We start from the raw sequence: 26,854 nt of genomic DNA on the forward strand, positions 1-26,854 counted from the left end.
ATTAAGTTCAGTACAAGTAAGAAATTTAGCCAAAATCTGGCGTTTTCAACAGCTCAAGTGCCAAAATTTGAATCTCAAGGTTTTAGTATGGGCGGGTCATACTCTGCGCCTTTGGCAACTTGCACCATGGTTATTCGCACTTTGGTGGGGAAAAATTTTTCATGATCCTTCCTTTTGTGCGCATGGCCCTGTCCACCACTATCATCTTTGATGACCAAATCCATTTGTTTGATGCCTTCCTTCCAAATTATGGACTCATTTTCCCAGAATTCGGTCATTAAAACCTCTTTTTCATAAACCCCCTCTTCCAAAAATAAATCGGAGGAAGTGCAGCCATACCCGTTTCCTTGCCCTTGGTTAGGAATATAACAAAGCGTCCATTTGGTAGGTTCGTTACCGGGTGGTTTGTCCAAGACATCAATACGGATATGAACTGTTCCATTACGGAAATCTACAGGACTTGTCCAATCTTTGGGAACATTAGGACCTAATTGATCATGGGACTTGCTCGGTGTAGAAGTATCTGCATCTTGCTTGGTATAGGTAAACTCCACATCAAATAAGACAAATTGCGAACTCTTGTGCTGTGAAAAACCACATAGTGGTAATACCAGGATTAAAAAAAGAAAAGCTTTTTTCACAATAGTATATTCCTCAATTCTTTTTATACCCAGGTCCATGTACCACTTGCCCAGGTGTTTTCCCGGTATGTTCACCATCTTTCAATACTTGCGTGCCGTTTACAAAAACATGTTGCATCCCTTCAGAATATTGATGAGGGTCTTCAAAACTGGCCTTGTCATTAATCGTTTCAGGGTCAAAAAGCACTACATCAGCATAATTCCCTTCGGTAAGGCTGCCCCGTTTTTGTATTTTAAGATTGGTCGCTGGCAATTGAGATAATTTGTGTACGGCTTCTTCCAAGGAAATTACCTTTTCATCCCGTACATATTTGCCCAATAAACGAGCAAAGTTCCCATAGGTTCTTGGGTGTGTGCTAGACTTTAAGAAAACACCTTCGGTAGCTGGCGAACCGGCATCGGAGCCAAAACTCATCCATGGTAGGGCAATTTGTTTTTTTACATTCTCTTCGGACATCAAAAAATAGATGGTGCCCACACGACTGCCATCTTGCACTACCAAATCCATCGCGGTTTCCTCAGGTGAGGTACCGCGTATTTCCGTTACTTCTTTCAATGTTTTGCCTGTGTAATGTTTCAATGTGTCGTTTTTGAACCCTACCAAAAGGATTTTACTTGGGTCGCCTGCAGCCTGCATCAAACTTTCCCATTCATCTGTTGGCGTAGTCATTTCTTCTTTTACCCTCTTGCGAATCTTAGGGTCCTGCAAGCGCTCTGCCCATTTATCATACCCACCTTCTTGCACCCATGGCGGCATAGATGCATCCAAACCTGTGGCCCCAGCGACATAGTTGTACATGTCTGCAGTAATGTGCAATCCAGCAGCATTGGCAGAGTCTACTTTGGCCACGACATCATCAAACTTGTCCCAATTTTCCTTTCCACTTTGTTTTAGGTGATAGATTTCGGCACGTATTCCAGCTTCATCCGCAATCCAAATCAACTCATCCAAACTTTCCAATAAACGAGAACCCTCGCTGCGCATATGACTGATGTACATACCATCATACTCCGCCGCTACTTTGCAGAGTTCAATCAGTTCATCGGTACTGGAATAAAAAGCAGGTGCGTAAATCAAAGATGAACCTACGCCCAAAGCACCTTCTTCCATAGCCTGTTTTACCATCAGTTTCATGGAGTCCATTTCCTGTGGAGTAGGGGCACGGTCTTCATAGCCTACCATGTTTATGCGTAAAGTGGTTGCACCTACAAAAGAGGCCACATTGGGCGAAACTCCCTTTGTGGTCAGGTATTCCAAATATTCATTCAAGCTGTTCCATTCGATGTCGTATTGGATATCTCCTTGGCTCTCTTGTTCTTGCTTCTTCATGGATTCGTTGAGTGGCCCCATAGACCAACCTTCGCCAAAAACTTCCAATGTCACCCCTTGTTTTATATCGGCCATGGACCTTCCATCTTCAATTAAGGATTCTGTGGCCCAGCTCAACATATTGATAAATCCAGGAGCGACGGCCAAACCAGTAGCATCAATCTCTTGGGTTCCCGTAGCATCCCCCAAATCGCCAACAGCGGCAATGGTATCGGCGTTGATACCAACATCACCGATATAAGAGAGTGTTCCGGACCCGTCTACAATTTGTCCATTTTTAATGAGGATATCATAATTTTCGGATTGGGAACAGCCTACAAAAATGAATAGCGCAGCAAGTAATGGGAAATAATAGGTTGGTTTCATAGTTTGGTTATTTAGTGAGATAACCAAGTTATACTATTTAAATCGCAAACCCAAGAGGGACTCACTAGCTCTAGGCTTTTTTTACTCGGTATTGGAAGGGTTTTCGTCCAGGAGAGTCTTTTTGAAGTTTAGGCAAGCGTTCAAAAGCTCCTGAAGCAATCATCTTTTTCTGAAAACGGCTACGATCCAATTTTTCACCCAAAATGGTCTGGTGCAATCCATGTAATTGTGGCATGGTAAACTCCTTGGGCAGAAGGTTGTATGTTAATTGCTCGTGCTGAATATCTTCTTTTAAACGGTTTTTGGCTGTTAGCACTATTTCTTTGTGATCCATCCACATCTTGGGAAGCTCATCTAAATTAAACCACGCAAAAGCTTCATCAAAATTGCCTATAACCGGTTTGGTCTTTTCAAAATCTACCAAGGAATAATGCGCCAGCGTCACAAAGCGGTCGTTTAACCAAGTATTTTCTTTAAAGGGAAGATTATTCTCTACAAAAAATTGTTTCCATTCCTCAGTGAATTTTCGGTCTTCACCACCGAATACGGACAAAAATTTAAAATGCGGATCTTTGAGTCCAGTACGCTCCCTTAATATTCTAACTGTGGCATTTTCTACGGACTCTGTTCGAAAAACATATCCTCCTGGCAGTAGCCATTTATCCCCAATTTTAAGCAGGAGGCACTTGAGTTCACCCTCATGAAATCCAATGATTACCATATCGACCGATAGGTTTGGTAAAAAAAGCTTTTCTCCTTGTTCAATGAATTCCTGAAAGTCCATATAACAAAAATAATGATTTGTGTCACTTTGCCACAAAAAAATGATGTTTATATTTGTGACTTATTGTCACAAACTAAACAACGATGAAAAAAGCACTTCGAATTACTTTAAAGACTTTAGGAGTCATTCTTGTAATCTTAATTATAGGAGGACTACTGGGATGGTGGTATGTAAGCTCACAATTTTTGAGCTTTGAAGATGATTATACGGAAAAAACGGAAATTCCAGAACTTACTATTGATGGATACACCTTTTTAGACCGTAATGATAATGGGGCATTGGATGTGTATGAAGATGATAGAGCCTCCATTGAGGATAGAGTAGTGGACCTACTTTCTCAAATGACCGTGGAAGAAAAAATCCATATTCTAAAAGGTTCCGGAATGGCATCCGGTATGGGCATGGTCGACCCCGAAGAGGGCATTCCCGGTGTGGTTGGCACCATTGTCGCCACCCCTAGATTGGGTATTCCTGCCATAAACCTGTCCGACGGCCCTGCAGGACTTCGTATTGAACCAACTCGGGAAGGGGTTGATCGGACATTTTATGCTACTGCTTTTCCTATTGCTACGCTTTTAGCCTCTACTTGGAATACCGAATTGGTTTATAGTGTGGGAGATGCCATGGGCAACGAAGCATTGGAATACGGAATTGATGTAATTCTTGGGCCAGGTGCCAATATTCACCGTCACCCGTTTTGTGGAAGAAACTTTGAATACTATTCCGAAGATCCTTTGTTAACCGGTAAAATTGGAGCGGCCATGGTAAATGGTATTGAATCCAACGGAATTGGAACTTCGGTAAAACATTTTGTGGCCAATAATCAAGAGACCAACAGAAACTATAACGACACTCGGGTTTCTGACCGAGCCATGCGCGAAATTTACCTGAAAGGGTTCGAAATTATTGTGGAAGATGCCCAACCTTGGACCATTATGTCTTCTTATAATAAAGTCAATGGGACCTATACTGCTGAAAGTAGGGATTTGTTGACCGATATCTTGCGGGATGATTGGGGCTTTGAAGGACTAGTAATGTCCGACTGGTTTGGTGGGAACGATGCTGTCGCAATGATTAATGCAGGAAACGACCTTTTAGAACCTGGAACCAAGAAGCAATGGAAAGCCCTTACCAAAGGTTATGAAGATGGTACTTTGGACATGGATGCCGTGGACACTTCAGTTAAAAGAATTCTGACTTTGGCTTTGAAAAGCAAAAAGATGACGGATTACACCTATGGTGAAAACCCAGATTTAGAAGCACATGCCGAAATCACCAGGAAATCGGCATCCGAAGGCATAGTTTTACTAAAAAATGACGATACATTGCCATTGCAAAAAGGTAAAAACGTAGCACTTATTGGTGTTTATTCCTATGATTTTATTGCAGGAGGAACAGGTTCAGGGGATGTAAATGAAGCCTACACAGTTTCTCTGGAAGAAGGGCTTGCCAATACTGGGTTTTCCGTAAATCAAAAAGCAAAAGAAGTCTACCAAAAGCATAAAAATGCCAATCCAGAAGCATTTATAAAACCAGAAGGCATGTCGGCCATGTTCAACCCATACCTTCCTCCAGAAATGTCGTATGATGATGCTATGATGCAAGATATTGCCAACGATAGTGATTTGGCAATTATTACCATTGGTCGAAACAGTGGAGAAGGCGGAGATAGAGTAGTCGAGGATGATTTTCTTCTTTCAGAAGCAGAAAAAAAGATGTTGAGTGCAGCCTGTGAAGCCTTTCATGCTGTAAACAAAAAAGTTATTGTGGTTTTGAACATTGGAGGAGTTATCGAAACCGCTTCTTGGAAAAATCAACCCGATGCCATTGTATTGGCATGGCAAGGCGGGCAGGAAGGCGGAAATGCCGTCGCGGATATCCTAAATGGCAATGTTAACCCCAGTGGAAAATTGACCATGACGTTCCCGATGCATATTGATGATCATGCGAGCAACGCCAACTTTCCCCAGAACGGAATGCCCATGCAAATGATGGATATGCTATTTGGCAAAGATGAAGTTCCTGAAGATGAAATGGTGGAAAATGTAGATTACACCAATTATGAAGAGGGGATTTACGTAGGATACCGTCATTTTGATAAAGCAGATTTAGATGTTTCCTATCCCTTCGGATATGGACTTTCCTATACCGATTTTGAGTATGGGGATATGGAATTGGTCTATGAAAACGATTCGCTCAAAGTGACTTTACCCGTGACCAATATCGGTGATGTGACCGGGAAAGAAGTGGTTCAATTCTATGTATCCAAAGATTCCACTCAAATAGACAGACCAGAGCAAGAACTTAAAGGATTCGCTAAAACCTCAGAGTTATCTACAGGAGCAACAGACACGCTTGAAGTAAACATACCCGTAAAAAGTCTTCAGTATTGGAACGAAAAAAGTTCTCAATGGACCTTGGAGCCTGGCAGCTATGTAATAAAGGCTGGGGCTTCGTCCAGAAACATTAAAAGGTCAGTGCAAATAAAAATTTAATTAGGTAGTCCCCCAAAGTTTAGAAAAGAATTCAGGCAATAATAATTGCCTGAATTTTAATTTTATGATTTAAAGGAAAAATTGGTCTTATCGGCTATTGGAGAATAAAGCTCAGGGGTAATTAGTGCTTCCTACCTAAAAAACGAATTACAGAACCTGTTCCCACATGACCATCTCCCTCGTTAAGCTGTACGGTCGTTTGTTTAAGGTCCAAGATTTCATAATCGGAAAAATCGGATTGTAATTCTTCCATCGAAAACAAATAATCCGGGCTGCCTGGACCACCTACATTGGGATTTTTCTTTTTGTAGTCCAAATGAGCCTTGCTAAAAGCTTCAAAAATGATAGTTCCGCCTTTTTTTAAGTAGGTGTGGAGCAATTTATGGTAATTGGAACGGATATTTGGAGGAAAGTGGGCATAGATCAAAGCAATAGCATCAAACTGTTCCGGTTTATATCCCAAGTTGGCCAATTCCCCGATTTCGTAATCAATTGAAACCTGTTTCTTCTTGGCCAGTTTCAAAGCCTTCTTTTGTCCTTCTTCGCTAATGTCAAAAGCGGAGACTTTCCACCCTAATTGAGCAGCGTAAACGGCATTACGTCCTTCACCCTCGGCAGGGAAAAGAATGGAGCCTGCCGGCAGGGTCCCCAGTTTTTCTTTTAAATAGTCGTTGGGTTGGGTTCCATAAGCATATTCTTTCTGCCCAAATTTGGCATTCCACATGTTAAGCCAATCACTTTCCATAGCATTAATTTCGTAAATCAATTAGACCCTAAAATTAAACGAAAAACTTGGAGAAACTTACATTTTCTTCCAACACAACATATTGGAAAATGGATTAACAATAAATGTTCAAGTTCCATTATTGTCAGCTTTCATAGACCACGCGTTCTTCTCTCGAGAACCAATCCAAATACATAGGCTGGTGAATGGCTTCAATACGATTTCTCCTGATCTTCATAGATGGCGTCATCAAACCATTATCTACAGTCCAATGTTCTTTCATAACGACCGCTTTCTCGATTTTCTCGTGTTTTTTTAACTTAGGGTTTAAGGCATCCACAGACTCTAGGATGGATTTACTTAAAACTTCCCTGCCTTTGGCCCATCCAGCTTCCGAAGGAATAATTAAAACTATGGGCTGTGAGATTCCGGTACCTACCAAACAAATGTGTTCCAAGTCAGTGTTTTTGGTCAACTCCAATTCAATTGGTGAGGGGGTCACGTACTTTCCTTTATCCGTCTTAAATTGGTCTTTTATCCGTCCAACAATCGATAAAAACCCATCATGGTCAAATTCCCCAAGATCACCTGTTTTTAAAAACCCATCTTCGGTGAACATTGCCTTTGTTTGGTCAGGGGATTTGTAATACCCCACCATAAGACAATCACTTTTTATTAGAATTTCACCTTCTGGCGACAATTTTGAAACCACCCCAGGTACGGGCTTGCCCACGGTTCCAAATTTATTGGTTCTAGGAAGGTTAAAATGTGACAGGATACAATCTTCCGTCATCCCATAGCACTGCTTGATTTCAATTCCCAATTTCTTGTACCATTCTTGAAGACTAAGAGCTAGTGGCGCTGCTCCCGATGCACAGAAGGAAGCTTCGGTCAAACCTAATTTGCCTACAATCTTCTTTTTGACAATACCATTGATGATGGGAATTCCTAATAACCTGTCCAATTTCTTTTGTGGAATTTTATTTAAAACTCCTTCTTGGAACTTTTGCCAAATTCTGGGAACCGCAAAAAAGGTATTGGGTTTAACAGAGCCCAAGTCTTCTGCAAAGGTTTCCAAAGATTCGGGAAAACTTGCTGTACTTCCCGTATAAAAACATACCATTTCTATCCCAATCCGCTCCGCAATATGGGACAAGGGCAAATAGGAGAACATTTTTGACTGGTTTTTAATCTCTAAAATCTCAACCCCAGTACTTGCCACCTGGTTAAAAGATTTGACCCTGTGCATTACGCCTTTTGGGTTCCCTGTAGTACCTGAGGTGTACATAATGGTAATAAGGTCCTCTGGGTTCTGTTCAAATGGTTGAAAATCAGTGGGGGTTTTAACAATATCCTCCCATGTATATGTTTCTTGAATTCCATAAAGAGCCACCCCAATTTTTGGAATATTGGGTATGCCGGGTTTTTGGGCTTCATAATTATCCAATTTGCCCACGATGACGGCCTTACTTTCACTATGAATCAATATTTCGTTGATACTTTCCTTGTCCAAGGTAGGATAGAGGGGTACCGAAATAAACCCGCCTAGCATAATAGCCAAGTCGGCCATAAACCAATGCGCACAGTTTTTGGAGAGCAACGCAACATGGTCACCTTGTTTTAATCCCATGCTGTGCAAGGCTCCGGCAATGCACAAGGCTTGATCATAGGCTATTTGCCGTGTATACTCAATAAACTTACGATTGATGGGTTGGCGTAAAAAAATATAATCTGAATCTTTTTGCAACCAATGCGAAAAAGCTTCCAGCGGAGTTTGAAAAGTGTTCATAATAGTCTGGCGGTTGGTTTGTAATTAAAGATACCTTTTTGTCTTGACCAAACAAAACCCTAAGGGAGGTTAAAACAACCAATAATTCAATAATTTCCATTCTAGTTTATTCAAAAACAAGTAGCTAAGAACAATGATTTTTACTTTTGCTCTTCAAATTTCACCACAGATTGCCTCTCCCTATTAACGGACAATTTTGTGATATCTGGTCTAGAATAATGTCCCACAGGGTCAAAGTTTTGTCGTTCTTCCAACACCTTATTAAAATCTATGATGCATGTAATAAGTCCTTCCTTTTCAATGACAGGTTCCAAAATCCATTCGCCCGATGGAGCCGCGATACATGAGCCTCCGTTGCTCAAAACATCAGGGGCATTTTCAAGCATCCTTTCAAAACCTGGTATATCTATAGTTATGTCAGTTTTACGCATTAAACTTGACACGGAAATAACATAGGAGCGGGATTCCCTTGCTATGAACCGGGTAATGTCCCTCGTGTTGAAGTCAGAACCGGGCCAAACCGCAATGTGCAGGTTTTCTCCCAATCCGTACAGTGCAGTTCTTGAAAGTGGCATCCAATTTTCCCAACAGTTTAAACCACCCACTGTGAATTGTTTTAGGTCATGGGTTTGTAAACCATTACCATCTCCAGGCGACCAAACCAGTCGTTCCTCATACGTGGGTTGTAGTTTTCTGTGAACCGATTTTATCGTGCCAGCAGCATCGATATATACCAAAGAACAATATAAGCTATGCCCACCACGGTTTTTTGGTCTTTCAATAATTCCCAAATACACAGCTATTTTATTCTTTTTAGCTAACGAGCAAAGTTCGTCGAGGTCACCATTATCTATTTGAACTGAATTGTTGGCATAATACGCAAATAGTTTTTTTTGATACGTTGAATCAAACTCAGAGCCATTCGTAATGGAAACCCAAAAGGGATAACCTGGTAATAAAGCTTCACCAAAAACGATAAGTTCACAGCTACTTTCCCCGGCTTCAATTATGCAGGACTTTATTTTTTCAATGGTTTTCTCCTTGTTCAGCCAAACAGGAGCAATCTGTGCCATCGCTACTTTAAGTTGATTATCTTTTATCATTGATTCTTTCATGATTTATTAAAATCCAAGCCAATATAAAACCAAGGTAGTATCTATTTTACTATTGGTTTGAAACTATAGGCATTATTAAAGATAACGTTTTTGATGTCTTAAAACTTTAAACCAAATTTTCTACAATGGTCGTAAACTAGAATTTCCGTTATTTTGTGGTGCAACAAAAAATAGAACTATGGAATCACCCAACTGGCAGACCGCCACGGAATTTGAGGATATCACCTATAAAAAATGTAACGGCGTAGCTCGTATTGCTTTTAATCGTCCCGATATACGTAACGCTTTCAGGCCAAAGACCACTAGCGAACTTTATAAAGCCTTCTACGATGCCCAGGAAGACACTTCTATTGGTGTGGTGTTACTTTCCGGTGAAGGGCCTTCGTCCAAAGATGGCAAATGGGCCTTCTGTAGTGGCGGTGACCAAAAAGCACGTGGACACAAAGGGTATGTTGGCGACGATGGTTACCATCGTTTGAATATTCTGGAAGTGCAACGTTTGATTCGTTTTATGCCCAAAGTGGTGATTGCCGTAGTGCCCGGATGGGCCGTTGGGGGAGGGCACAGCCTTCACGTGGTTTGTGATATGACCCTTGCCAGTAAAGAACATGCTATTTTTAAACAGACAGATGCTGACGTGACTAGTTTTGATGGTGGATATGGTTCAGCATATCTTGCAAAAATGGTAGGACAGAAAAAAGCCCGTGAAATTTTCTTTTTGGGAAGAAACTACTCTGCACAAGAAGCTTATGAAATGGGTATGGTGAATGCCGTTATCCCGCACGATGAATTAGAGGACACAGCTTACAAGTGGGCTCAAGAAGTTTTGGCAAAGTCACCAACATCTATAAAAATGTTGAAATTCGCTATGAATCTTACCGACGATGGAATGGTAGGGCAGCAAGTATTCGCCGGAGAAGCTACACGTTTGGCCTATATGACCGATGAAGCCAAAGAAGGTAGAAACGCATTCTTAGAAAAACGCAAGCCCGATTTTGGAAAAGACAAGTGGATTCCGTAAAGCAATGTAAGTTTGCAATAAACAATTTACAATTACTTGTTGTCATGCTGAAGAAGTGAAATGACTGAAGAAACTAGAGGTGCATACTTTATCTTAAAACTCTGTGTGTCATTCCGTGCTTTGAGACGGAATCCACGGATTAAAGATGAGACCCTGAAACGAGTTCAGGGTGACGGATAGAAATGTGTAGACCCAAATCCTGGTTCTTGATGATTGAATTAATAGGAGATTCTTCGCAGCGCTCAGAATGACAAGTATTAGTGTGATTCGTGAAATTCGTGTCAATCCAAAAGTTTAGGATAGCCCTAAATAGAAAAGAGCCCTGCCACTTGGGTCAAGACTCTTTTACGAGAACACTATATGAAAATGAAAAAATTACTTTCGTTAATTATTACATAGTAAATGTAGTCCGCAACTCAACTTTAGAGAAATTATTGTTGTGAAGAGACTGCTACTTGTTGTCACATCAGCATTAATTGTAATTCAAGTGCTGTTTACCGCATTGAAACAGTTATTCTGAAGGAGTGGAACGTTTGAAGAATTATTTTATAAATATTTGTGAGATTCTTCGCTGCACTCAGAATGACAGAGTTACAGTAATTCGTGAAATTCATGTCAATCCAAAAGTTTAGGATAGCCCTAAATAGAAAAGAGCCCTGCCACTTGGGTCAAGACTCTTTTACGAGAACACTATATGAAAATGAAAAAATTACTTTCGTTTATTATTACATGATAAAAGTACCACCAGTGTTCCCGTAAACGAAATTATTGTTGTGAAGTGTCAATATCCTGTGGTTTTATGGTCGTTTTAGTATATCACACCGATTTATGGTACTGCTTTTACGATGTTTGACAAGACACCGTTTATATCAAAAAACGGTTCCTCGGCCAAACCGGTTCGTACAACGACCAAGTCTTTCGAAGGAATCATAAATACATGTTGACCTTCAAAACCATTGCAAGAAAACAGGTCTTTAGGCACATCAGGATACTTTCCTTCAGCATTCAACCAAAAGTGAGCCCCATACGTGCCATCAGAATTAACCGTCGGAGTAGTAATATAATCTACCCAAGTAGAATCGAATAGTTGCTCACCGTTCCAGTTTCCTTTATCTAGATACAGTTGACCAAATCGCGCCCAGTCTCTTGTACTGGCCCACGAATAGGAAGAGCCTACATAATTTCCAGCAATATCAGCTTCCATGATCATGGAATACATTCCAATTTTATCAATTAATGTGGAGTAGGGGAAATTCAAATACTCCTGATGACTACGAAACTGTTGTCTTAGGATACCCGATAATAAATTCGTGGTTCCGGAGGAATAGTTCCAAATCTCTGTAGGCTTTGCAATCGCTTTTTTATCACGCTGGGCCTGGGTCATATCACTGTCCAAAAACAACATTCGAGTAACGTCAGATATGCCCGTATAATCCTCGTCCCACGCTAATCCGCTTTGCATACGCAGCAGATGATTTAATGTAATGTTCTTTCGTTCGTCATCTTTCCATTCAGGTATGGGTGCTGGCCAATCCATTTCCAATTTTCCCTGATGCTCCAAAATTCCAAAGTATGTGGCCAAAACACTTTTGGTCATGGACCAGCCCAAAATAGGAGTATCCTTATCAAAACCATCAATGTATCTTTCGGCAATTAGATGGCCTTTGTATAAAATAAGCAGGGTTCGTGTTTTCTGTGTTTCCGGTTCAGAAAAAGCCATGGCAATGGCCTTATTGATTTGATCCATATCTACTTCTGGCAAAACAGTATCAATCGGAGCTGCTTGCCCAAATGGATAAGGAATGGTATCAGGGGGCTGATTTCTTTGTGGTCTGATGGTGAGTTTTTCCGGGTCATAATCATCATTGACCAAAACCGTTCCCAATCCATCGCGATATACTGCGGTACGCTCCATCAAACCATATACAGTTGAAGAAGCTGATTCTTCCTGCTCATTTACTTCGGTCGAAGCAATTTCAATCAAAGGAGCACTATTATCGTATTGATTAATGCTTGCTGCCGAACGGTGGGCGACATAAACCCCTGAAGCCATATTTTTGGCAGCATAGCCTGAAATAATGTTCAATTTGGGATAATTAAAATAGATGGCCACTCCGATTACAATAAGTAGGAGCAGCAAAACACGCTTAAGTAGTTTCATGGTTATAGGATGTATTTGTAACTTTCTGCATCTAAATATAAACATTTATACATGTCCAACATTGGATTAATCATTGAAGAACGAAGTAGAGATATTGGCGACTTTTTGGTGGGAAGACTTATTCCTTTCCGTAAGAAACGCATGATCGGCCCATTCATTTTTATAGACCATATGGGACCCACACAATTAGGGCCTGAAAAATATATGGATGTAAACCAACATCCACACATGGGTTTGTCTACCTTAACGTTTATGCTCGAGGGCGAAATAATCCACGAAGATAGTCTGGGCACGCACCAACGGATCAAGCCTGGCTCCGTAAACTGGATGACGGCCGGGAAGGGAGTTACCCATACCGAACGCACACCACCCGATATGCGCAATGGGAACACCTTTACTGCCCATGGCTATCAGATTTGGGTCGCCTTACCAAAAAATCTTGAGAACATGGAACCCGAATTCCATCATATTGATGCGAAAGATATTCCTAAATGGACCGATGGAAATACCGAATTTAAGCTGGTCGCAGGCGAAGGCTATGGAAGAAAATCGCCAGTACCCGTGCATTCCAATCTTTTTATGGTAGAAGTCAAAAGTGTAGAAGCTTACACACTCAATGTAAATGGAAATTTAAAAGGAGAAATTGGTATCTGTATCGTGGAAGGAGGAATAGAAGCCTGTGGTGAATTGGTAGAAGAAGGAAATATTTTAGTTTCCAAGGTTGAAGATACCTGCAACATAAAACTACAACCCAACACTCATTTATTGTTATTTGGGGGCGAACCTTTTCCAGAGGAACGTTATATTTATTGGAATTTTGTTTCTTCCAGCAAAGAAAAGCTGAAACAGGCCAAAAAAGCGTGGTCCGATAAAACTTTTCCGATGATGGAGAATGACAACACCTATGTTCCTTTACCAAACTAAAGTGGCGCACTAAACCTTAAAACCGTAACCAGCCAATGCCAGATAGCCTAAAAATTTCCCCAAAAATAGTTTTCCTTACACTCATTTTTGTGTTGGGTTCCTGTAAAAAAGAAAAACCAAAACAGCAAGAGGAAGCACAACTCTACAATAAATATTGCGCCAGTTGCCACCTAGCACCAAAAATTGATGAACTAACCAAAGAGGTTTGGAAAAAATCGGTGTTGCCGGCAATGTTGGAGCGCATGGATGTTGAAGGTCTTTACCAAGACCCCGTTGCGGGGCCAACTGGATTTCGACCAAAAATTACCATAAAGGAATGGGCTCAGCTGGAGCATTATATTGTAAGCAATGCACCCGAAACTTTAAAGCCCATACAAGTGCCCAAAGCAGATACCCTGAAGCTTTTTACGCCCAAACCCTTTGCTGTGGATGCTCAAAATGGGGCTATGATCACCTATTTACAATTTTTAGATAGCCTTAACCAAGTATACTTCGGAGATCTTACGGGAAATTTGGGCTTCTTCAATTTTGATAAAGAGCACTCCGAACAACTTTATCAAGGAAAAACACCTGTTACCTGGTATAGTAAAAAAGATTCTGTTGAAATTATCAGTGAAGTTGGAATCATACGACCTTCAGAATTGGAAAAGGGAAAAATAATTCGAAGAATAGGGCAGGATACACTCTCGATTGACCAAAATTTTCATAGACCTGTTCATACCCTATTGGAAGACCTAAACGATGATGGGAAAAATGAGATTGTTGTTAGTGAATTTGGAAATCAATCCGGGCGATTATCACTTTTGATCGAGAACAACTCAGGACAGTATGACAAAAAAGTATTATTGAATCTTCCCGGGGCCATCCGAACCGTGGCAAAGGACATGAACAATGATGGAAAAAAAGATATTGTAGCTCTAATGACGCAAAGTAATGAGAGTATTACCGTCTTTTACCAAACGGAAGATTTGAAGTTTGAAGCAAAAAAGGTCTTGGAGTTCAGCCCGGTTTTTGGAACCAGTTGGTATGAATTGGTAGATTACAATGGGGATGGTCTGGAAGATATTATTACGGTTCAGGGCGACAATGCGGATATCTCCTATGTACACAAACCTTATCATGGCATGCGGATTTATCTCAACAATGGTGATAATACCTATTCAGAATCCTTCTTTTATCCAATGTATGGAGCGACAAGGGTGGTGTCGCGCGATTTTGACCAAGATGGAGATCTAGATTTTGCCTTGATCAGTACTTTTCCGAATTACCTGGAATTTCCAGAATTAACTTTTGTATATCTCGAGAACCAGGATTCAGAAAATTATGTTTTTGCTACAAATATTTTGGAAGACCCATCCATGGCGCGTTGGTTTTTAATGGATGCAGCGGATATTGATGATGACGGTGACGAAGATTTAGTATTGAGTTCCTTAACCCTTGGATTCACACCTGTCCCCGAAGTATTATCCAACCGCTGGAAAAACAGCAATGTGGATATTATGGTCCTGGAAAACACATTGCATTGAAAAAAGGTTTTTCCATAGTAATCTTAATCCTTATTGGTTGCTCACCAAAAGAGAATCCCCAAACTGAACCTGCCCCAAAATACGAATGGTACGGGCATGAAGTGGTAGCTTCTGCATACAATTCGGTTTTTTGGCAAACGGATAGTATCAGTCCTACTGTTGCAGCATGGGGAGATACCCTAAAACCTGGCATGAAAAGTATAGCTGTTTCCCGTGACCTCATTAAAATGGGACTCACCCATAATACCATGGTCAAAATAGATACCTTTCCAGATACTTTTTATGTAAAAGATAAAATGAATTATCGATGGCGGAACAGAATCGACATCTACATGGGAAAAAATGTGAAAAAAGCAAGAGAATGGGGTAGAAGAAAACTGATAATCTGCTATGCCGTCCCCACCGACTCTATTTTAAATATTACGAATGAAAAAGATTAGCTTAATTGTATTTGCGTTAGCTTTGGGAGCATGTTCCACTAAAAAGGAAATTGTGGATATTCCCATTATTTTTGACGAACAACGTATTGAGCTGACCAAGGAATACCTCTTAAATAGGTATAAGTTAGACCAAGATACCCCAGAAATTACTCCGAAAATGGTGGTACTTCACTGGACTGCAATTCCATCGTTAAAAAAATCGTTCGAAGCCTTCAACCGTTCCACTCTGCCCAATTGGCGACCCGATTTGGTGAATGTAAGCGGGCTAAATGTGTCCTCCCATTTTTTGGTAGATCAAGATGGAACCATTTATCGATTAATGCCTGAAACCACCATGGCACGCCATACCATTGGGTTGAACCATTGTGCCATTGGCATTGAAAATGTTGGGGGGACGAAAGGGATGCCGTTGACCAAACAACAATTAAAATCAAATATTTATTTGGTAAAGTATCTGGCTTCAAAATATAATATCGATTACGTGATCGGCCACCAAGAATATACTTTATTTGAAGGTCATCCACTTTGGCTTGAGGTAGATGATGGTTATCGAACTAAAAAAACAGATCCAGGAATGGATTTCGTAGAAAAGGTTAGAAAAGCCACTAAAAAATTTAACTTTAAACCTGTTCCAACAAAACAATAAAGATCATGAAGAAACTGATTCCTTTGATAATTATACTGCTCGCTTTTACTGTGCATGCACAAGATGAGTTGACCTCCCAATTATATGAGACCTATGAGGATTATAAAGAACCGAGCATAGGGGAGCGTAGAATAAAACACGCCGATATTCAGCCTTTGATTCAAAAATTCAAGGCCAACCCAAAGTTTGAAGTCCAGAAAGTAGGACAGTCCATTCAAGGTCGAGATTTACATTTGATCAGTATTGGATCTGGAGATAGTAACATTTTTCTTTGGTCACAAATGCATGGTAATGAGCCCACGGCCACACAAGCTATTTTTGATATCCTGAATTTTTTGAATGCCCCGGAATTCCAAGAAGAAAAAGAAGCGATTCTTTCCAAATTGAAGCTTCACTTTTTGCCTATGCTCAATCCTGATGGCGCAGAAGTATTTACAAGACGAAATGCATTGGGTATTGATATTAATCGCGATGCTTTGCGATTGCAATCACCGGAAGGACAGACATTAAAACGGCTGCGCGATAGTTTGGATGCGGATTTTGGTTTTAATCTTCACGACCAAAGTACATACTACAATGCTGAAAGTACAGAAAAACCTGCCACGATTTCCTATTTGGCTACGGCCTATAATTATGAGAAGGACATCAATGAAGTGCGTGCCAATGCCATGAAAGTAATAGTCTACATGAACGAAATCATCCAAAACTATGCTCCAGGGCAAGTAGGAAGGTATAGTGATGATTTTGAACCTCGTGCTTTTGGCGACAATATTGCAAAATGGGGCACAAGCTTAATCCTAATTGAATCTGGAGGTTATCCCGGGGACCCAGAAAAGCAAGAAATCAGAAAACTGAACTATGTGTCCATCCTTTCTGCCCTGTACACAATTGCCAATGAATCTTTCAAAAATATTCCAATTGAAGACTATGAAAAGATTCCACGTAACGACAGAAAACTATTTGATCTGAAAATTGAAAACGTCACTTACGAACTTTTAGGAGATGATTATATTCTAGACCTGGGGATTTTTAATAACGAAGTGGATTTAGAGGGACATAACCAGTTTTATTACAACAGCTCCGTAGCGGACCAAGGTGATTTGTCTACCTATTACGCCTACAAAACCTTTGATGCACAAGGATATAAAATCGTGCCACCAAAGATGGCCAAGGTAGAGCAGATTGGAGATGCCATGGATTTATTAAAAAATGGGGTAGCCTACGTTGAAACTGAAAAACCAGAAAAAAGTGAATTTGTTCACCTGCCTTTGATTATGGTAAATAAGGACTTTGAATTAAAAAGTTTTAGAATGCAGCCGGGTATCAATCCCACCTTCTTTTTAGAAAAGGATGAAAAGTTGACCCATGCCGTAATCAATGGTTTTCTTATTGACCTGTCCAAACCTTTAAATAAACAGGATACAGGAAATGGATTGATTACTGGTCAGTAAATTTCAGAAAAATATTCAATAACCCTTTAGTACATAAAAATGAAGAAACAAATTTTAGTAGGACTATGCCTATTGGCAGCACAATTGACTTTCGCACAAGAATCTATCACTCTTTTTAATGGTGAAAACCTGGATGGTTGGGTCAATCACGGTGAAGAAAAATGGTTTGTGGAGGATGGAGAGTTAATTTGCGAAAGTGGTCCGAAGGCAGATTACGGCTATTTGTCAACAGAAAAATTCTATAAAGATTTTGAGTTGACCTTGGAGTTTAAACAAGAGGCGGATGGCAATAGTGGTGTTTTTATCCGTTCTACTTTTGAAGGCACTAAAGTAACGGGATGGCAAGTAGAGGTAGCCCCTCCAGGAAAAGATACGGGAGGAATCTACGAATCTTATGGTCGTGGTTGGTTGATAAAACCAGGCCCGGAAAAAGACAAGGCCTTAAAAATGGGGGAGTGGAACACCATGAAAATTCGAGTGGAAGGCTCCGAAGTCACATCATGGCTAAACGGGGTGGAAATGGTACACCTGAAAGACGAAAAAATCGGCAAGGGCGAAGGAGCCATTGCACTTCAAATACATGATGGAGGAGGTATCCGTGTTAAATGGAGAAACATTCAGCTCGTTTCCTTGGATGTACAATAAAAAAAGCCCGATTATAAAAATCGGGCTTTTTTTATTTTAAATCTTAGTCCCTAATTTTTCAAAGGAGTTACTTCAAAACTTCTGTATTCAATTGGGCCATGGTCTCCCTGAATCATAAATGGTCCAGGTTCACCCTCTTTACTGTCCAATGCGCCTCCTGTAATTCCGGGAATGGTAGCATCGGAAATAACAGTTTTACCGTTTAGGGTTACCGTTACTCTTCGTCCAATCAAGGTAATATCATACGTCTGCCATTCACCAGCAGGTTTAGAGGCATTCTCATTCGGTTCCAAAAAGCCATAAACGCCACCTAGGTAAATATCGGAAGGTTCCAAACCTTCGCTATCCACAATTTGAACTTCGTAACGTCCTCGAAGGTAAATACCACTATTGCTACCTTCTGGGTAACGGAATTCTACGTGCAGTTTAAAATCTTGAAATTTTTCATCGGTAATCAGGTTAGAGCCAGACTCTGGGCTCGTCAGCACACCATCTTTTACCACCCATTGGTTTTTTTCACCATCCACGTGCCAACCCGAAAGGTCTTTGCCATTGAACACGTCAATAGTTTTTCCCCATTTTGGATTTTCGGTGTATTCCAATTCTGGAGCTTTCACACCCGTCCAATTGATGATAGAACCATCAGTAAAGATTAAGGTGCCTTTTAATACATCACCATCCAATTCACCGTGAAAAATCATATCGCTGCCCTTGGGCTCCCACTGATTCGGAATACTAAAGGTAAACTTGTTGTCTCCGTAAGTTTCCACTTCGGCAATAGGTCTTGCGCTACCAAAAGCAAAAACAAAACGGCCCAAAAGCGTGGCGGTTCCAGAATGTCTAATTTCCAGCCAAGAAGGGGAGGTTTTCCCCATAAAATCCATTTCCAAGTCCCATCTACCTTCTAATGGGCTAATGTGCTGGGCGTAAAGACTGCTTGTAAAAGCTAAAAGTAAAGTGCAAACGAAAGTGTAAATCGTTTTTCTTTGGGTCATCATATATCTGTTTAGTTTAATTGCTGAACAAGATACATATAATCCAAAAATTATTTAGGTTGGCATAGGACTCTACTTACTCGCATCCGCCTTCAAATCCTTTAGCGCTAAACTTGGTCTGTACTGCGCCCTGTAGACTATTATGTGTCAGTTGAATCACTAAGTTACTTTCGCCGCTACCATCACGTTTTGGAGTGCAATATTCAAAAAGGTAGTAGCTTCCGGCTTGCTCCTCTACACGTTCGGAGATATCGTTGAAGGTGTTTTCCAATTCTTCCGAATTGCTAGCAAAAACACTGGCTGTTTTACCGATTTGCTCTAAAACTTCGGTGTCTATTTCGGCCCCAAGCCCAATGGTAAAGAACGATATATTTCTATCTGCTTCTTCAACAGCTCGCAAGGCATCGGATTCTCTGTAGCGGGATGCTTGGTCGGTTCCGTCCGTGAACAAGACCACTGATGCAGCGTTGATTACTTCTGAATTTTCATCGAGCAAATCCTCGGCAATGTTTGTTGATTTTATCACGGCACCATACAAATCGGTGGATGGGTCGTTGCTGATATCCGTTGTGATACCGTCTACGGAAGCTGTCAATTCGGTAGCTGATGACGTCAATGGGTTCAATAAATGAAGTTCGTCTTCACCATCAAACCAATAAATCGCCATTTTGAAAGATTCTGAAGCAGGCGTAGGCATCACATTATTGATGAAACTCGTGGTAGCCGCCTTCAATTCGTCCAAACTACCTTCCAACACACTATTACTCAAATCCAATACTAAGAGCGTGTTATTATTGAACACTTGTGAGTTTGGGGAGATTCGGGCAAAGGATTCCGAAGAGGATATGGAATTGAAACAATCATCGTTTCGACCTTGTTCATAAATAGAAAATTGGTCAGCAGATAATCCTGAAATCGGATTGCCCATCAAATCAGAAACCCTAAAAAGCACGGAAACTTTTCCGGGCAAAGTGGTAAACTCATCTTGAATGGACAATAACAATTCATTTTCACCAAAACCTAGGCAATCATCAGGCTCTTCGCCAAGGCCAAGTTCCCTGTCATTTATATTAAAACTGACATCGTCATCTGCGTTTCCGCAAGAAAATAAAATAAGGCTAAAGGATAATAGGAATGTGTATTGAAGTATACTTTTCATTTTCATATTAAAGTTAAGGTTCTGCAAGCAGAACGCTTAATTTGGTTGAAAAGTATCTGCGAAGCCTAGAATTAAACTAAAGAAAAGTTAAAAGAAATTTACACTTGTTAAAATGATAGTGGTCCAAGCAATTTTTAATATTTTCACCCCAACAAAATCTACCAACCTATCTAACCAAAATCAAAACAAACAATAACACTAATAGGTTGATACTATGACTATACTTTTGTTCGGCGCCACTAAGGATATTATTGGAACGCCCACCTTATCTGTTCCAACAGCAAGCTTGAGTGGGAGAAAAATTCCAAATACCGTAGGGGAGCTCAAAAAGTTTCTTGAAAATACATACCCTGAACTCAAATCCATATCCAAAGTGACCGTTGCGGTCAATCAGAATTATGTTTCGGATAATGAGAAGATAAATTCTTACGACGAAATCGCATTGATTCCACCTCCAAGTGTGTAAAGCATTTCTTGATTAACATAACATTGTGAAGCCAAAACCCAATACATCAGTTGCAAATCAATCCAAATTATTTGGACTGGTGCTGTCTGGTGGAGCAAGCACACGAATGGGGGAGGACAAGGGGCTTGTGGATTATCACGGTCTTCCGCAGCGTGAATACCTGTATCAGCTTTTAAAAGGGTTGTGTGACGATGTATTCCTAAGCGTTCAAGAAAAACAGCTTGATGAAGTGCCTTCAGGGCTCAAAACCATACTAGATCAAGATAAATTTAAAGGACCTTTTAATGGCATCTTAAGTGCATACGAAGCTCATAAAGATGTGGCTTGGTTGGTGTTGGCATGTGACTTACCTTTTATGAATTCAGAAGCTTTGCAGCATTTAATTGAACTAAGAAACCCTAAAAAAGATGCAACAGCCTTTTTTAACCAAGAAATGGGGCAACCAGAACCTTTGGCTTGCATTTGGGAAACAAATGGGTTAGAAAAAGCTTTGAAATTCCTAGAGGATTCCAACAACAGGAGCCCGAAAATATTTTTGATGAATACTGATATTGAATTGGTAAAACCAAAGGATGAACAGGTACTTTTTAACGCGAATTTACCATCAGATCATGATTTTGTAAAAAAGAAGCTGGCAGAATAGGAGAGAGGTTAGTTTCTTGGCGTTGTTCTTTTATGATTGTCCACATCCAAAGTTTCCAAATCTTGAAAGGTACCGCAGGAAATCTGTCTTTTAACGAGTGATTTTGACTTTTTTCGCTTGGTACGTGATTCTATTTCCTTATTTAAGAAATTCATTGTGAATTATTTTACCTAAAAACGAAATTAGGGTTATTTTATTTTGACAATCAGAAGATTAACCTTTTTTAACGTTGATTTGTCCTTCGATGTGCTCAAGAATGGACATCCAATGCATACGCAATATTAATGCTGCTGTAGGTACATTGTCCTCTTGAATGGCCTCCACCACAGAACGGGTTTGATTGTTCAGCATTTTAAAGAATTCAAAGTCTTGGATAAAATCATATTCGTAAAAATGAAGCCTTAGCTTGAGGTCTTTCAAAATTTGCAGCAACACTTTGTTGGTAGCGTGCTGCACCAAATGATTATGAAATTTAAATCGTGCCGTAAGCCCCTCAGCAAGGTTCTCCGAAGCTTCCATTTCCGATTGCAGTTGCTTCAAAATGGTCATTTCTTCTGGATTGAACTCCGAATGCTCCAAAGCCATCACCTCTAATCGGGCCACGATTTCTATGAGGTTCTTGACCTCGGATTTTGAAAGTTGTGCCACTACAAATCCCCGATTGGGAATAGCTTGCAACACCTGAGCATGCTCTAACTGACTCAATGCCTCACGGATAGGGGTCACACTGATACCCGTTGCTCTCGAAAGAGCCGCTAGATTCACAGTTTTACCCACTTTTAAATTCCCTTTTTGAATTTGTAGTAACAAATGTTCTTTAATTTTGTCGCGTAGTACAACTCTTGGTCCCATAACACTAAAATAAAAATCGTATACGATTTAACGTGTTTCTATTGCTCTTATTATTATATATTTAGCCTAATTTAAATTGAATACAATGAAAAAATGGTTGCTGGGAACACTCCTGTTATTGTTCATCATAGGTTGTAAACAATCGGAACAAACCAAAAAAGAAGCTGTAAGCCTATATAAAACAGAGCTGTTCAAAGAGGTGCAGATGTCGGCTATATTTGAAGATTCAAAAACCTTTGTGGATTTAGTGCCTAAAAAAGATATAGCAATACTTGAAGAGGAATATATTAAAAGTAAAGATAATCAAGGTTTTAACTTAGAGAATTTTGTTCTTGAAAACTTTGAGAACAAGTCTCTAAAAGGACTTCAATTTGAACTGGACAGCACCCAAAATATGTATAGCCATATTTCCCATATGTGGGATATTTTAAAGCGAAATCCAGATAGTGTGTTTGCCCATTCTTCCCGAATAGCTCTTCCTCATAATTATATTGTTCCAGGTGGTCGCTTTCAGGAAATTTATTATTGGGACAGCTATTTCACCTTAGAAGGATTATTGGTGGATCAGGAAGAGGAAATCGCCCAAAGCATGGTGGATAATTTTGCCTTTTTAATTGATTCCCTAGGATTTATACCCAATGGTACCCGTGATTACTATAAAACACGTTCCCAACCACCATATTTCGCATTAATGGTAGATGCCATTGCTCGTAACGATGAAAATTTAATGGTAAAGTACCTACCACAGATGACCAAGGAATACAATTACTGGATTGAGGGCGAGGCTACAGGGGATAGCCTTAAACCAATAAAACGAGTGGTAAATCTCAATGGGGGCATGACATTAAATCGCTATTGGGATTCGGGCAATACACCTAGGCCAGAGTCCTATAAAGAAGATTACTTGCTGGCCCAAAATCTAACATCTGACTCTTTAAAGCAGCGACTATATAAAAATTTACGCTCTGCTGCCGCATCAGGTTGGGATTTTAGCTCCAGATGGTTTGGTGAAGCGGGAGGGCTTGCTTCCACGGAAACCATTTCCATACTGCCTGTAGACCTTAACTGTTTGCTTTACTTTATGGAAAAAAGCCTAGCCAAAGCAAATGGCATCAAAGGGGAGGAGGAAGTTCAAAACCACTTTTCAGAATTGGCAGCTAGTAGGAAAGCTATCATTCAAGATTATTTTTGGAACGAAACCACTGGATTTTATCACGATTACAATTTTGAAGATAAAAACATGACATCAAAACTTACCTTGGCCGGTGTTACGCCATTGTTTTTTGAAATTGCCAGTCCAGAACAAGCAGAAAAAGTGAAAGATGTGATTATGAATACCTTTTTAAAAGAAGGGGGGCTGGTTACTACCTTGGAACATAGCGGACAACAATGGGATGCCCCGAATGGTTGGGCTCCGTTACAGTGGCTAACGGTTAATGGGTTATTGAATTATGGTTATGTGGATGAAGCCAAAGAAATTATGACCCGTTGGCTTACGCTCAACGAAAGAGTATACGCCAATACCGGAAAAATGATGGAGAAATATAATGTGGAAGACCTATCCTTACTTTCAGGTGGGGGGGAGTATCCAACTCAAGATGGTTTTGGATGGACCAATGGTGTTGCACTGGGATTCAAAAAAATATTGGAGGAATTAGACCGTCCTAATTAAAACAATCTACCTGCGTTCATAAACATAAGAGGCTACTCCCGGCAAATTGTCGCCTTCTTGCTTAATAATGGTATTATTGCTCAACTGCAAGGTGCCCAATATGGTACTACCCTGAAATGCCACTTGAATGCCGTCACTACCCCAGGCCCCTGTAGCTTGTGTAATCCCAGAACACTGGAGAGCGTATTGACCATTGGTTATTGGTGTTATGGTGAAATTGGATTGTTCATATTGATACGTGGTATCATCTTTTAAAACAATAGTTCCCGTGATACAGCCTTCTTCATCCATTAAATTGGATGAAGATGTTCCATCCCCATCAATATCGACTGCCGTACTCACATTGACAGCCACTAAGTCCCATGTCCCCACAAGCTCTGCGCTGGAAAATCCTCCACTACCACCATCATCATCGCTACATGAAACTGCAAATAGCATAGTGAAGAAACAAAGTATAATTGTACCGATATTTTTCATGGCATCCCTTTTTTAGTTTTGTTGAAAATAATACAATTTCGAGAATAATATTTCACTTATCTCCGCATTTCATCGATCAGCTTTATTTGAATAGAATAAATTCTTGGATAAATCGTTACTCCATCATAACTATATTACCAAATAAAATGAAGAAGCTTAGCCTAAGAATCTTATCAATTGCTTTTGTTGTAACCGCCCTCATTGGTTTTCAGTCCTGTAGTGAGGATGCCATGCCGGGAGATGGTGAAACCATTACCTCCACAGAGTTACAGACCATTTTAACCACCGACGAAATTGCAGGCGCAGCAGATTTTGCCATAGCAGAGCTCTACAATGGAAATACCACCGCCAAAAATGAGTCAACGGCAAAAGATGATTGCTACAGTGCAACTTATACCGATTCTGGGTTCGATGCAACTTTTAACAATTGTGTACTCAACGGAACGGACAATGTAAATGGGACGGTAAGCGTAACCTACGAAGCAGGAGAGGGGAACGCTTCCTTTACGGCAACGTTTACGGACTTTTATGTGGGAACCATCAAACTAAATGGTACCAGAACCTACCAAATTACCGCCAATAGTACCGAGACTACGGGTTCTTTTACAGTAACCAGCAATATGTCCATCGAACTCGAAGATGGTTATACAATTACCGAAATGGGCACCAAAACATTAAGCATTTCCTTTGATGAAAATACCCAAAGCGTTCTATTTTCACTTTCTGGCACGTGGACTGTGGAAATGGATGAAAATACGTATGCCGTGGAAATCTTAGATGAACTTCAAGGAAATTCTACTTGCCAAAATCTAACCAGTGGAAGTATGGTCGTGGCCAAAAATGGATTGGCAGTAACGGTGGATTTCGGAAATGGTGAATGCGATAATATCGCTACCATTATATATCCAAATGGAGCTACCGAGGAGATTACGTTGTAGTCTTTTTAAAAAATATGGGAAAGCACCGGTGTATGCCGGTGCTTTTTTGTTTTAATAGGATGCTGTTAGCAGTTTGGTTATATTTAAGGAAAGAATCAGTTTATGGTAAAACAATTGGTGGCGGCCCAAAATGAATTTTTTGCTACGCAGAAAACAAAGGAAGTCGCACACAGAAAACAGTATCTTATAAAGCTTCAACAGGAGATGTTAGATCAAGAAGATGCCGTTTGTGATGCGTTATACGCCGATTTTAAAAAACCAAAATTTGAAAGTCTGGCCACAGAGACCCAATTGGTTTTGGCCGAGCTGAAACATGCTATCAAAAACGTTAAAAGTTGGAGTAAATCGAATCGGGTAGGGGCTTCACTTCTAAATTTCCCATCAAAGGAATGGATTCAACCCGAACCTTATGGCAAGGTGCTCGTTATTTCACCGTGGAATTACCCATTTATGCTTACCATGTCACCTTTAATAGGTGCTTTGGCTGCAGGTAATACGGCAATCCTTAAACCCTCGGAGTTCAGCCCGAACACCTCAAAAATTATCGCTCGGATTATCAGAAAAGTATTCCCGCCCGAATATGTTACGGTGGTAGAGGGTGGAGTAGAGGTCTCTACCGAATTATTGGCGGAAAAATGGGAATATATCTTTTTTACGGGCAGCACCCGCGTGGGTAAGATCGTGTACAAAAAGGCAGCGGAACACTTAACACCGGTCACCTTGGAGCTAAGCGGAAAAAATCCATGTATTGTTGACGAAACCGCAGCCATAACACTGGCGGCCAAACGTATTGCCTGGGGCAAATTGATTAATGCAGGACAAACCTGTATTGCCCCGGATTATATTCTGGTGCATAAAAACGTTAAAAGGGCATTGGTGGACGGACTTAAAGCAAACATCAACCAGTTTTATGGCGAAAACATTGAAGCTTCCAATGATTTTGCACGGATTACCACAAGCAAGCATTATGAGGAGCTTAAAGCAATGCTTAAAGGACAAAACCTTTTGTTTGGTGGCAATTATAATGATGATGACCAATATTTGGAACCCACTTTAGTGGACGAACCCCAAGAGGACAGTACCATAATGGAAGGAGAGGTGTTTGGCCCCATTCTTCCCATAATTTCTTATGAAGATGAAAGTGAATTGGACGAGTATATCTCGCGTTTTCCCAATTCGTTGGCTTTTTATGTGTTCTCCAACAATAAAAAATTCCAAAAACGTATGATGCGTCAATATTCCTTTGGCGGGGGTACCATTAATGATGTTGTAGTGCACATCAGTAATAAAGATTTGCCGTTTGGCGGTGTGGGACAATCCGGGATAGGGGGATACCATGGAAAATACTCATTTGACCTGTTCTCACACCATAAATCCATAGTAAAAAGAGGCACTTGGCTGGACGTACCGTTACGATACGCACCTTACAATATTTCGCTAAATTTGATAAGAAAAATTAAATATTTCTTTTAAATTATTAGTAATTATTTGATTTTAAAGCTTTTAACTTATTAAAATCGTATTTATTTACTAAGTAAAAGTTAAACCTTTGAAAACTAAAGGTTTTGGTGTTATTTTTAAAAGAAACGACTAA

General features: G+C 40.3%; 25 protein-coding genes. 13 read left to right on the plus strand and 12 right to left on the minus strand.

Features of this window, described 5'->3' with window-relative positions:
• Window positions 1-74: 74 nt before the first annotated feature.
• The 3 genes from D2V08_RS16805 to D2V08_RS16815 all read right to left on the minus strand — a co-directional run bounded on the left by D2V08_RS16805 (window position 75) and on the right by D2V08_RS16815 (window position 3,121).
• The gene (locus D2V08_RS16805; RefSeq protein WP_220473414.1) at window positions 75-641 is read right to left on the minus strand and encodes a hypothetical protein; all 567 of its coding nucleotides are present in this window, start codon (window positions 639-641) and stop codon (window positions 75-77) included.
• Between the two features lie 13 nt (window positions 642-654).
• On the minus strand, window positions 655-2,337 hold the full coding sequence (locus D2V08_RS16810) for an N-acyl-D-amino-acid deacylase family protein (RefSeq protein WP_119609590.1): 1,683 nt from the start codon (window positions 2,335-2,337) through the stop codon (window positions 655-657).
• 70 nt (window positions 2,338-2,407) lie between these two features.
• The gene (locus D2V08_RS16815; RefSeq protein ID WP_119609591.1) at window positions 2,408-3,121 is read right to left on the minus strand and encodes an NUDIX hydrolase; all 714 of its coding nucleotides are present in this window, start codon (window positions 3,119-3,121) and stop codon (window positions 2,408-2,410) included.
• A gap of 83 nt (window positions 3,122-3,204) precedes the next feature.
• Between D2V08_RS16815 and D2V08_RS16820 the strand changes: the two genes are divergently transcribed.
• On the plus strand, window positions 3,205-5,616 hold the full coding sequence (locus D2V08_RS16820; RefSeq protein ID WP_119609592.1) for a glycoside hydrolase family 3 C-terminal domain-containing protein: 2,412 nt from the start codon (window positions 3,205-3,207) through the stop codon (window positions 5,614-5,616).
• Window positions 5,617-5,737: 121 nt separating this feature from the next.
• Here D2V08_RS16820 and D2V08_RS16825 read toward each other — a convergent pair whose 3' ends face one another.
• The 3 genes from D2V08_RS16825 to D2V08_RS16835 all read right to left on the minus strand — a co-directional run bounded on the left by D2V08_RS16825 (window position 5,738) and on the right by D2V08_RS16835 (window position 9,244).
• A complete protein-coding gene (locus D2V08_RS16825; protein WP_119609593.1) occupies window positions 5,738-6,361 on the minus strand; it encodes a class I SAM-dependent methyltransferase in 624 nt (207 codons plus the stop codon).
• 124 nt (window positions 6,362-6,485) lie between these two features.
• Window positions 6,486-8,129 (minus strand): AMP-binding protein, encoded by a 1,644-nt coding sequence (locus D2V08_RS16830; RefSeq protein WP_119609594.1) that lies wholly within the window; start codon window positions 8,127-8,129, stop codon window positions 6,486-6,488.
• 140 nt (window positions 8,130-8,269) lie between these two features.
• Window positions 8,270-9,244 carry a carbon-nitrogen hydrolase family protein gene (locus D2V08_RS16835; protein ID WP_245980611.1) on the minus strand — a complete coding sequence of 325 codons (975 nt, stop codon included), beginning with the start codon at window positions 9,242-9,244 and terminating at the stop codon, window positions 8,270-8,272.
• A 178-nt stretch (window positions 9,245-9,422) separates the two neighbouring features.
• Here D2V08_RS16835 and D2V08_RS16840 point away from each other — a divergent pair, with 178 nt between their 5' ends.
• Window positions 9,423-10,265 carry a 1,4-dihydroxy-2-naphthoyl-CoA synthase gene (locus tag D2V08_RS16840; RefSeq protein ID WP_119609595.1) on the plus strand — a complete coding sequence of 281 codons (843 nt, stop codon included), beginning with the start codon at window positions 9,423-9,425 and terminating at the stop codon, window positions 10,263-10,265.
• An 826-nt stretch (window positions 10,266-11,091) separates the two neighbouring features.
• Here D2V08_RS16840 and D2V08_RS16845 read toward each other — a convergent pair.
• A complete protein-coding gene (locus D2V08_RS16845) occupies window positions 11,092-12,426 on the minus strand; it encodes a serine hydrolase domain-containing protein (protein WP_119609596.1) in 1,335 nt (444 codons plus the stop codon).
• A 51-nt stretch (window positions 12,427-12,477) separates the two neighbouring features.
• On the opposite strand from D2V08_RS16845, the gene D2V08_RS16850 reads away from it, so the two are divergent.
• From D2V08_RS16850 to D2V08_RS16875, 6 genes are read left to right on the plus strand one after another with little or no spacing between them, the layout of a single operon-like run.
• Complete coding sequence (locus D2V08_RS16850) at window positions 12,478-13,350, plus strand: pirin family protein (protein WP_119609597.1); 873 nt, start codon at window positions 12,478-12,480, stop codon at window positions 13,348-13,350.
• 35 nt (window positions 13,351-13,385) lie between these two features.
• A complete protein-coding gene (locus tag D2V08_RS16855) occupies window positions 13,386-14,876 on the plus strand; it encodes an FG-GAP repeat domain-containing protein (RefSeq protein ID WP_119609598.1) in 1,491 nt (496 codons plus the stop codon).
• The gene (locus D2V08_RS16860) at window positions 14,873-15,316 is read left to right on the plus strand and encodes a 3D domain-containing protein (RefSeq protein WP_245980612.1); all 444 of its coding nucleotides are present in this window, start codon (window positions 14,873-14,875) and stop codon (window positions 15,314-15,316) included. Before D2V08_RS16855 ends, D2V08_RS16860 begins: the two co-directional genes overlap by 4 nt.
• Entirely contained in the window at window positions 15,303-15,962 is a 660-nt protein-coding gene (locus tag D2V08_RS16865; RefSeq protein ID WP_119609599.1) for a peptidoglycan recognition protein family protein, read from the plus strand. Before D2V08_RS16860 ends, D2V08_RS16865 begins: the two co-directional genes overlap by 14 nt.
• 5 nt (window positions 15,963-15,967) lie before the next feature.
• Window positions 15,968-17,413 (plus strand): M14 family metallopeptidase, encoded by a 1,446-nt coding sequence (locus D2V08_RS16870; protein WP_119609600.1) that lies wholly within the window; start codon window positions 15,968-15,970, stop codon window positions 17,411-17,413.
• Window positions 17,414-17,452: 39 nt separating this feature from the next.
• Complete coding sequence (locus D2V08_RS16875; RefSeq protein WP_119609601.1) at window positions 17,453-18,058, plus strand: 3-keto-disaccharide hydrolase; 606 nt, start codon at window positions 17,453-17,455, stop codon at window positions 18,056-18,058.
• 50 nt (window positions 18,059-18,108) lie between these two features.
• Here the strand turns inward: D2V08_RS16875 and D2V08_RS16880 are convergent, their stop codons facing one another.
• The gene (locus tag D2V08_RS16880) at window positions 18,109-19,056 is read right to left on the minus strand and encodes a 3-keto-disaccharide hydrolase (protein WP_119609602.1); all 948 of its coding nucleotides are present in this window, start codon (window positions 19,054-19,056) and stop codon (window positions 18,109-18,111) included.
• 73 nt (window positions 19,057-19,129) lie between these two features.
• Entirely contained in the window at window positions 19,130-20,212 is a 1,083-nt protein-coding gene (locus D2V08_RS16885; RefSeq protein ID WP_119609701.1) for a vWA domain-containing protein, read from the minus strand.
• Window positions 20,213-20,426: 214 nt separating this feature from the next.
• Here D2V08_RS16885 and D2V08_RS16890 point away from each other — a divergent pair, with 214 nt between their 5' ends.
• Together D2V08_RS16890 and D2V08_RS16895 are read left to right on the plus strand one after the other, a co-directional pair.
• Window positions 20,427-20,678, plus strand: coding sequence for a MoaD/ThiS family protein (locus tag D2V08_RS16890; protein WP_119609603.1), 252 nt, complete (start codon window positions 20,427-20,429; stop codon window positions 20,676-20,678).
• Between the two features lie 25 nt (window positions 20,679-20,703).
• Window positions 20,704-21,321: an NTP transferase domain-containing protein gene (locus tag D2V08_RS16895; protein ID WP_245980613.1), complete on the plus strand. Its 618-nt coding sequence runs from the start codon at window positions 20,704-20,706 to the stop codon at window positions 21,319-21,321.
• Window positions 21,322-21,329: 8 nt separating this feature from the next.
• On the opposite strand, the gene D2V08_RS17425 is transcribed toward D2V08_RS16895, so the two are convergent.
• Both D2V08_RS17425 and D2V08_RS16900 read right to left on the minus strand, forming a co-directional pair.
• Window positions 21,330-21,476, minus strand: coding sequence for a hypothetical protein (locus tag D2V08_RS17425; protein ID WP_182835583.1), 147 nt, complete (start codon window positions 21,474-21,476; stop codon window positions 21,330-21,332).
• A gap of 58 nt (window positions 21,477-21,534) precedes the next feature.
• Window positions 21,535-22,173, minus strand: coding sequence for a GntR family transcriptional regulator (locus D2V08_RS16900; protein ID WP_119609605.1), 639 nt, complete (start codon window positions 22,171-22,173; stop codon window positions 21,535-21,537).
• Between the two features lie 85 nt (window positions 22,174-22,258).
• Here D2V08_RS16900 and treF point away from each other — a divergent pair, with 85 nt between their 5' ends.
• The gene (gene treF, locus D2V08_RS16905; protein ID WP_182835584.1) at window positions 22,259-23,845 is read left to right on the plus strand and encodes an alpha,alpha-trehalase TreF; all 1,587 of its coding nucleotides are present in this window, start codon (window positions 22,259-22,261) and stop codon (window positions 23,843-23,845) included.
• Window positions 23,846-23,851: 6 nt separating this feature from the next.
• Here the strand turns inward: treF and D2V08_RS16910 are convergent, their stop codons facing one another.
• Window positions 23,852-24,322, minus strand: coding sequence for a hypothetical protein (locus D2V08_RS16910; RefSeq protein ID WP_147374178.1), 471 nt, complete (start codon window positions 24,320-24,322; stop codon window positions 23,852-23,854).
• Window positions 24,323-24,468: 146 nt separating this feature from the next.
• Here D2V08_RS16910 and D2V08_RS16915 point away from each other — a divergent pair, with 146 nt between their 5' ends.
• Together D2V08_RS16915 and D2V08_RS16920 are read left to right on the plus strand one after the other, a co-directional pair.
• Complete coding sequence (locus D2V08_RS16915; protein WP_119609607.1) at window positions 24,469-25,260, plus strand: hypothetical protein; 792 nt, start codon at window positions 24,469-24,471, stop codon at window positions 25,258-25,260.
• A 102-nt stretch (window positions 25,261-25,362) separates the two neighbouring features.
• Window positions 25,363-26,733 carry an aldehyde dehydrogenase gene (locus D2V08_RS16920; protein ID WP_119609608.1) on the plus strand — a complete coding sequence of 457 codons (1,371 nt, stop codon included), beginning with the start codon at window positions 25,363-25,365 and terminating at the stop codon, window positions 26,731-26,733.
• The last annotated feature ends 121 nt before the right edge of the window (window positions 26,734-26,854 follow it).

It is taken from the genome of Flagellimonas lutimaris (assembly GCF_003581615.1).
GTDB lineage: Bacteria > Bacteroidota > Bacteroidia > Flavobacteriales > Flavobacteriaceae > Flagellimonas > Flagellimonas lutimaris.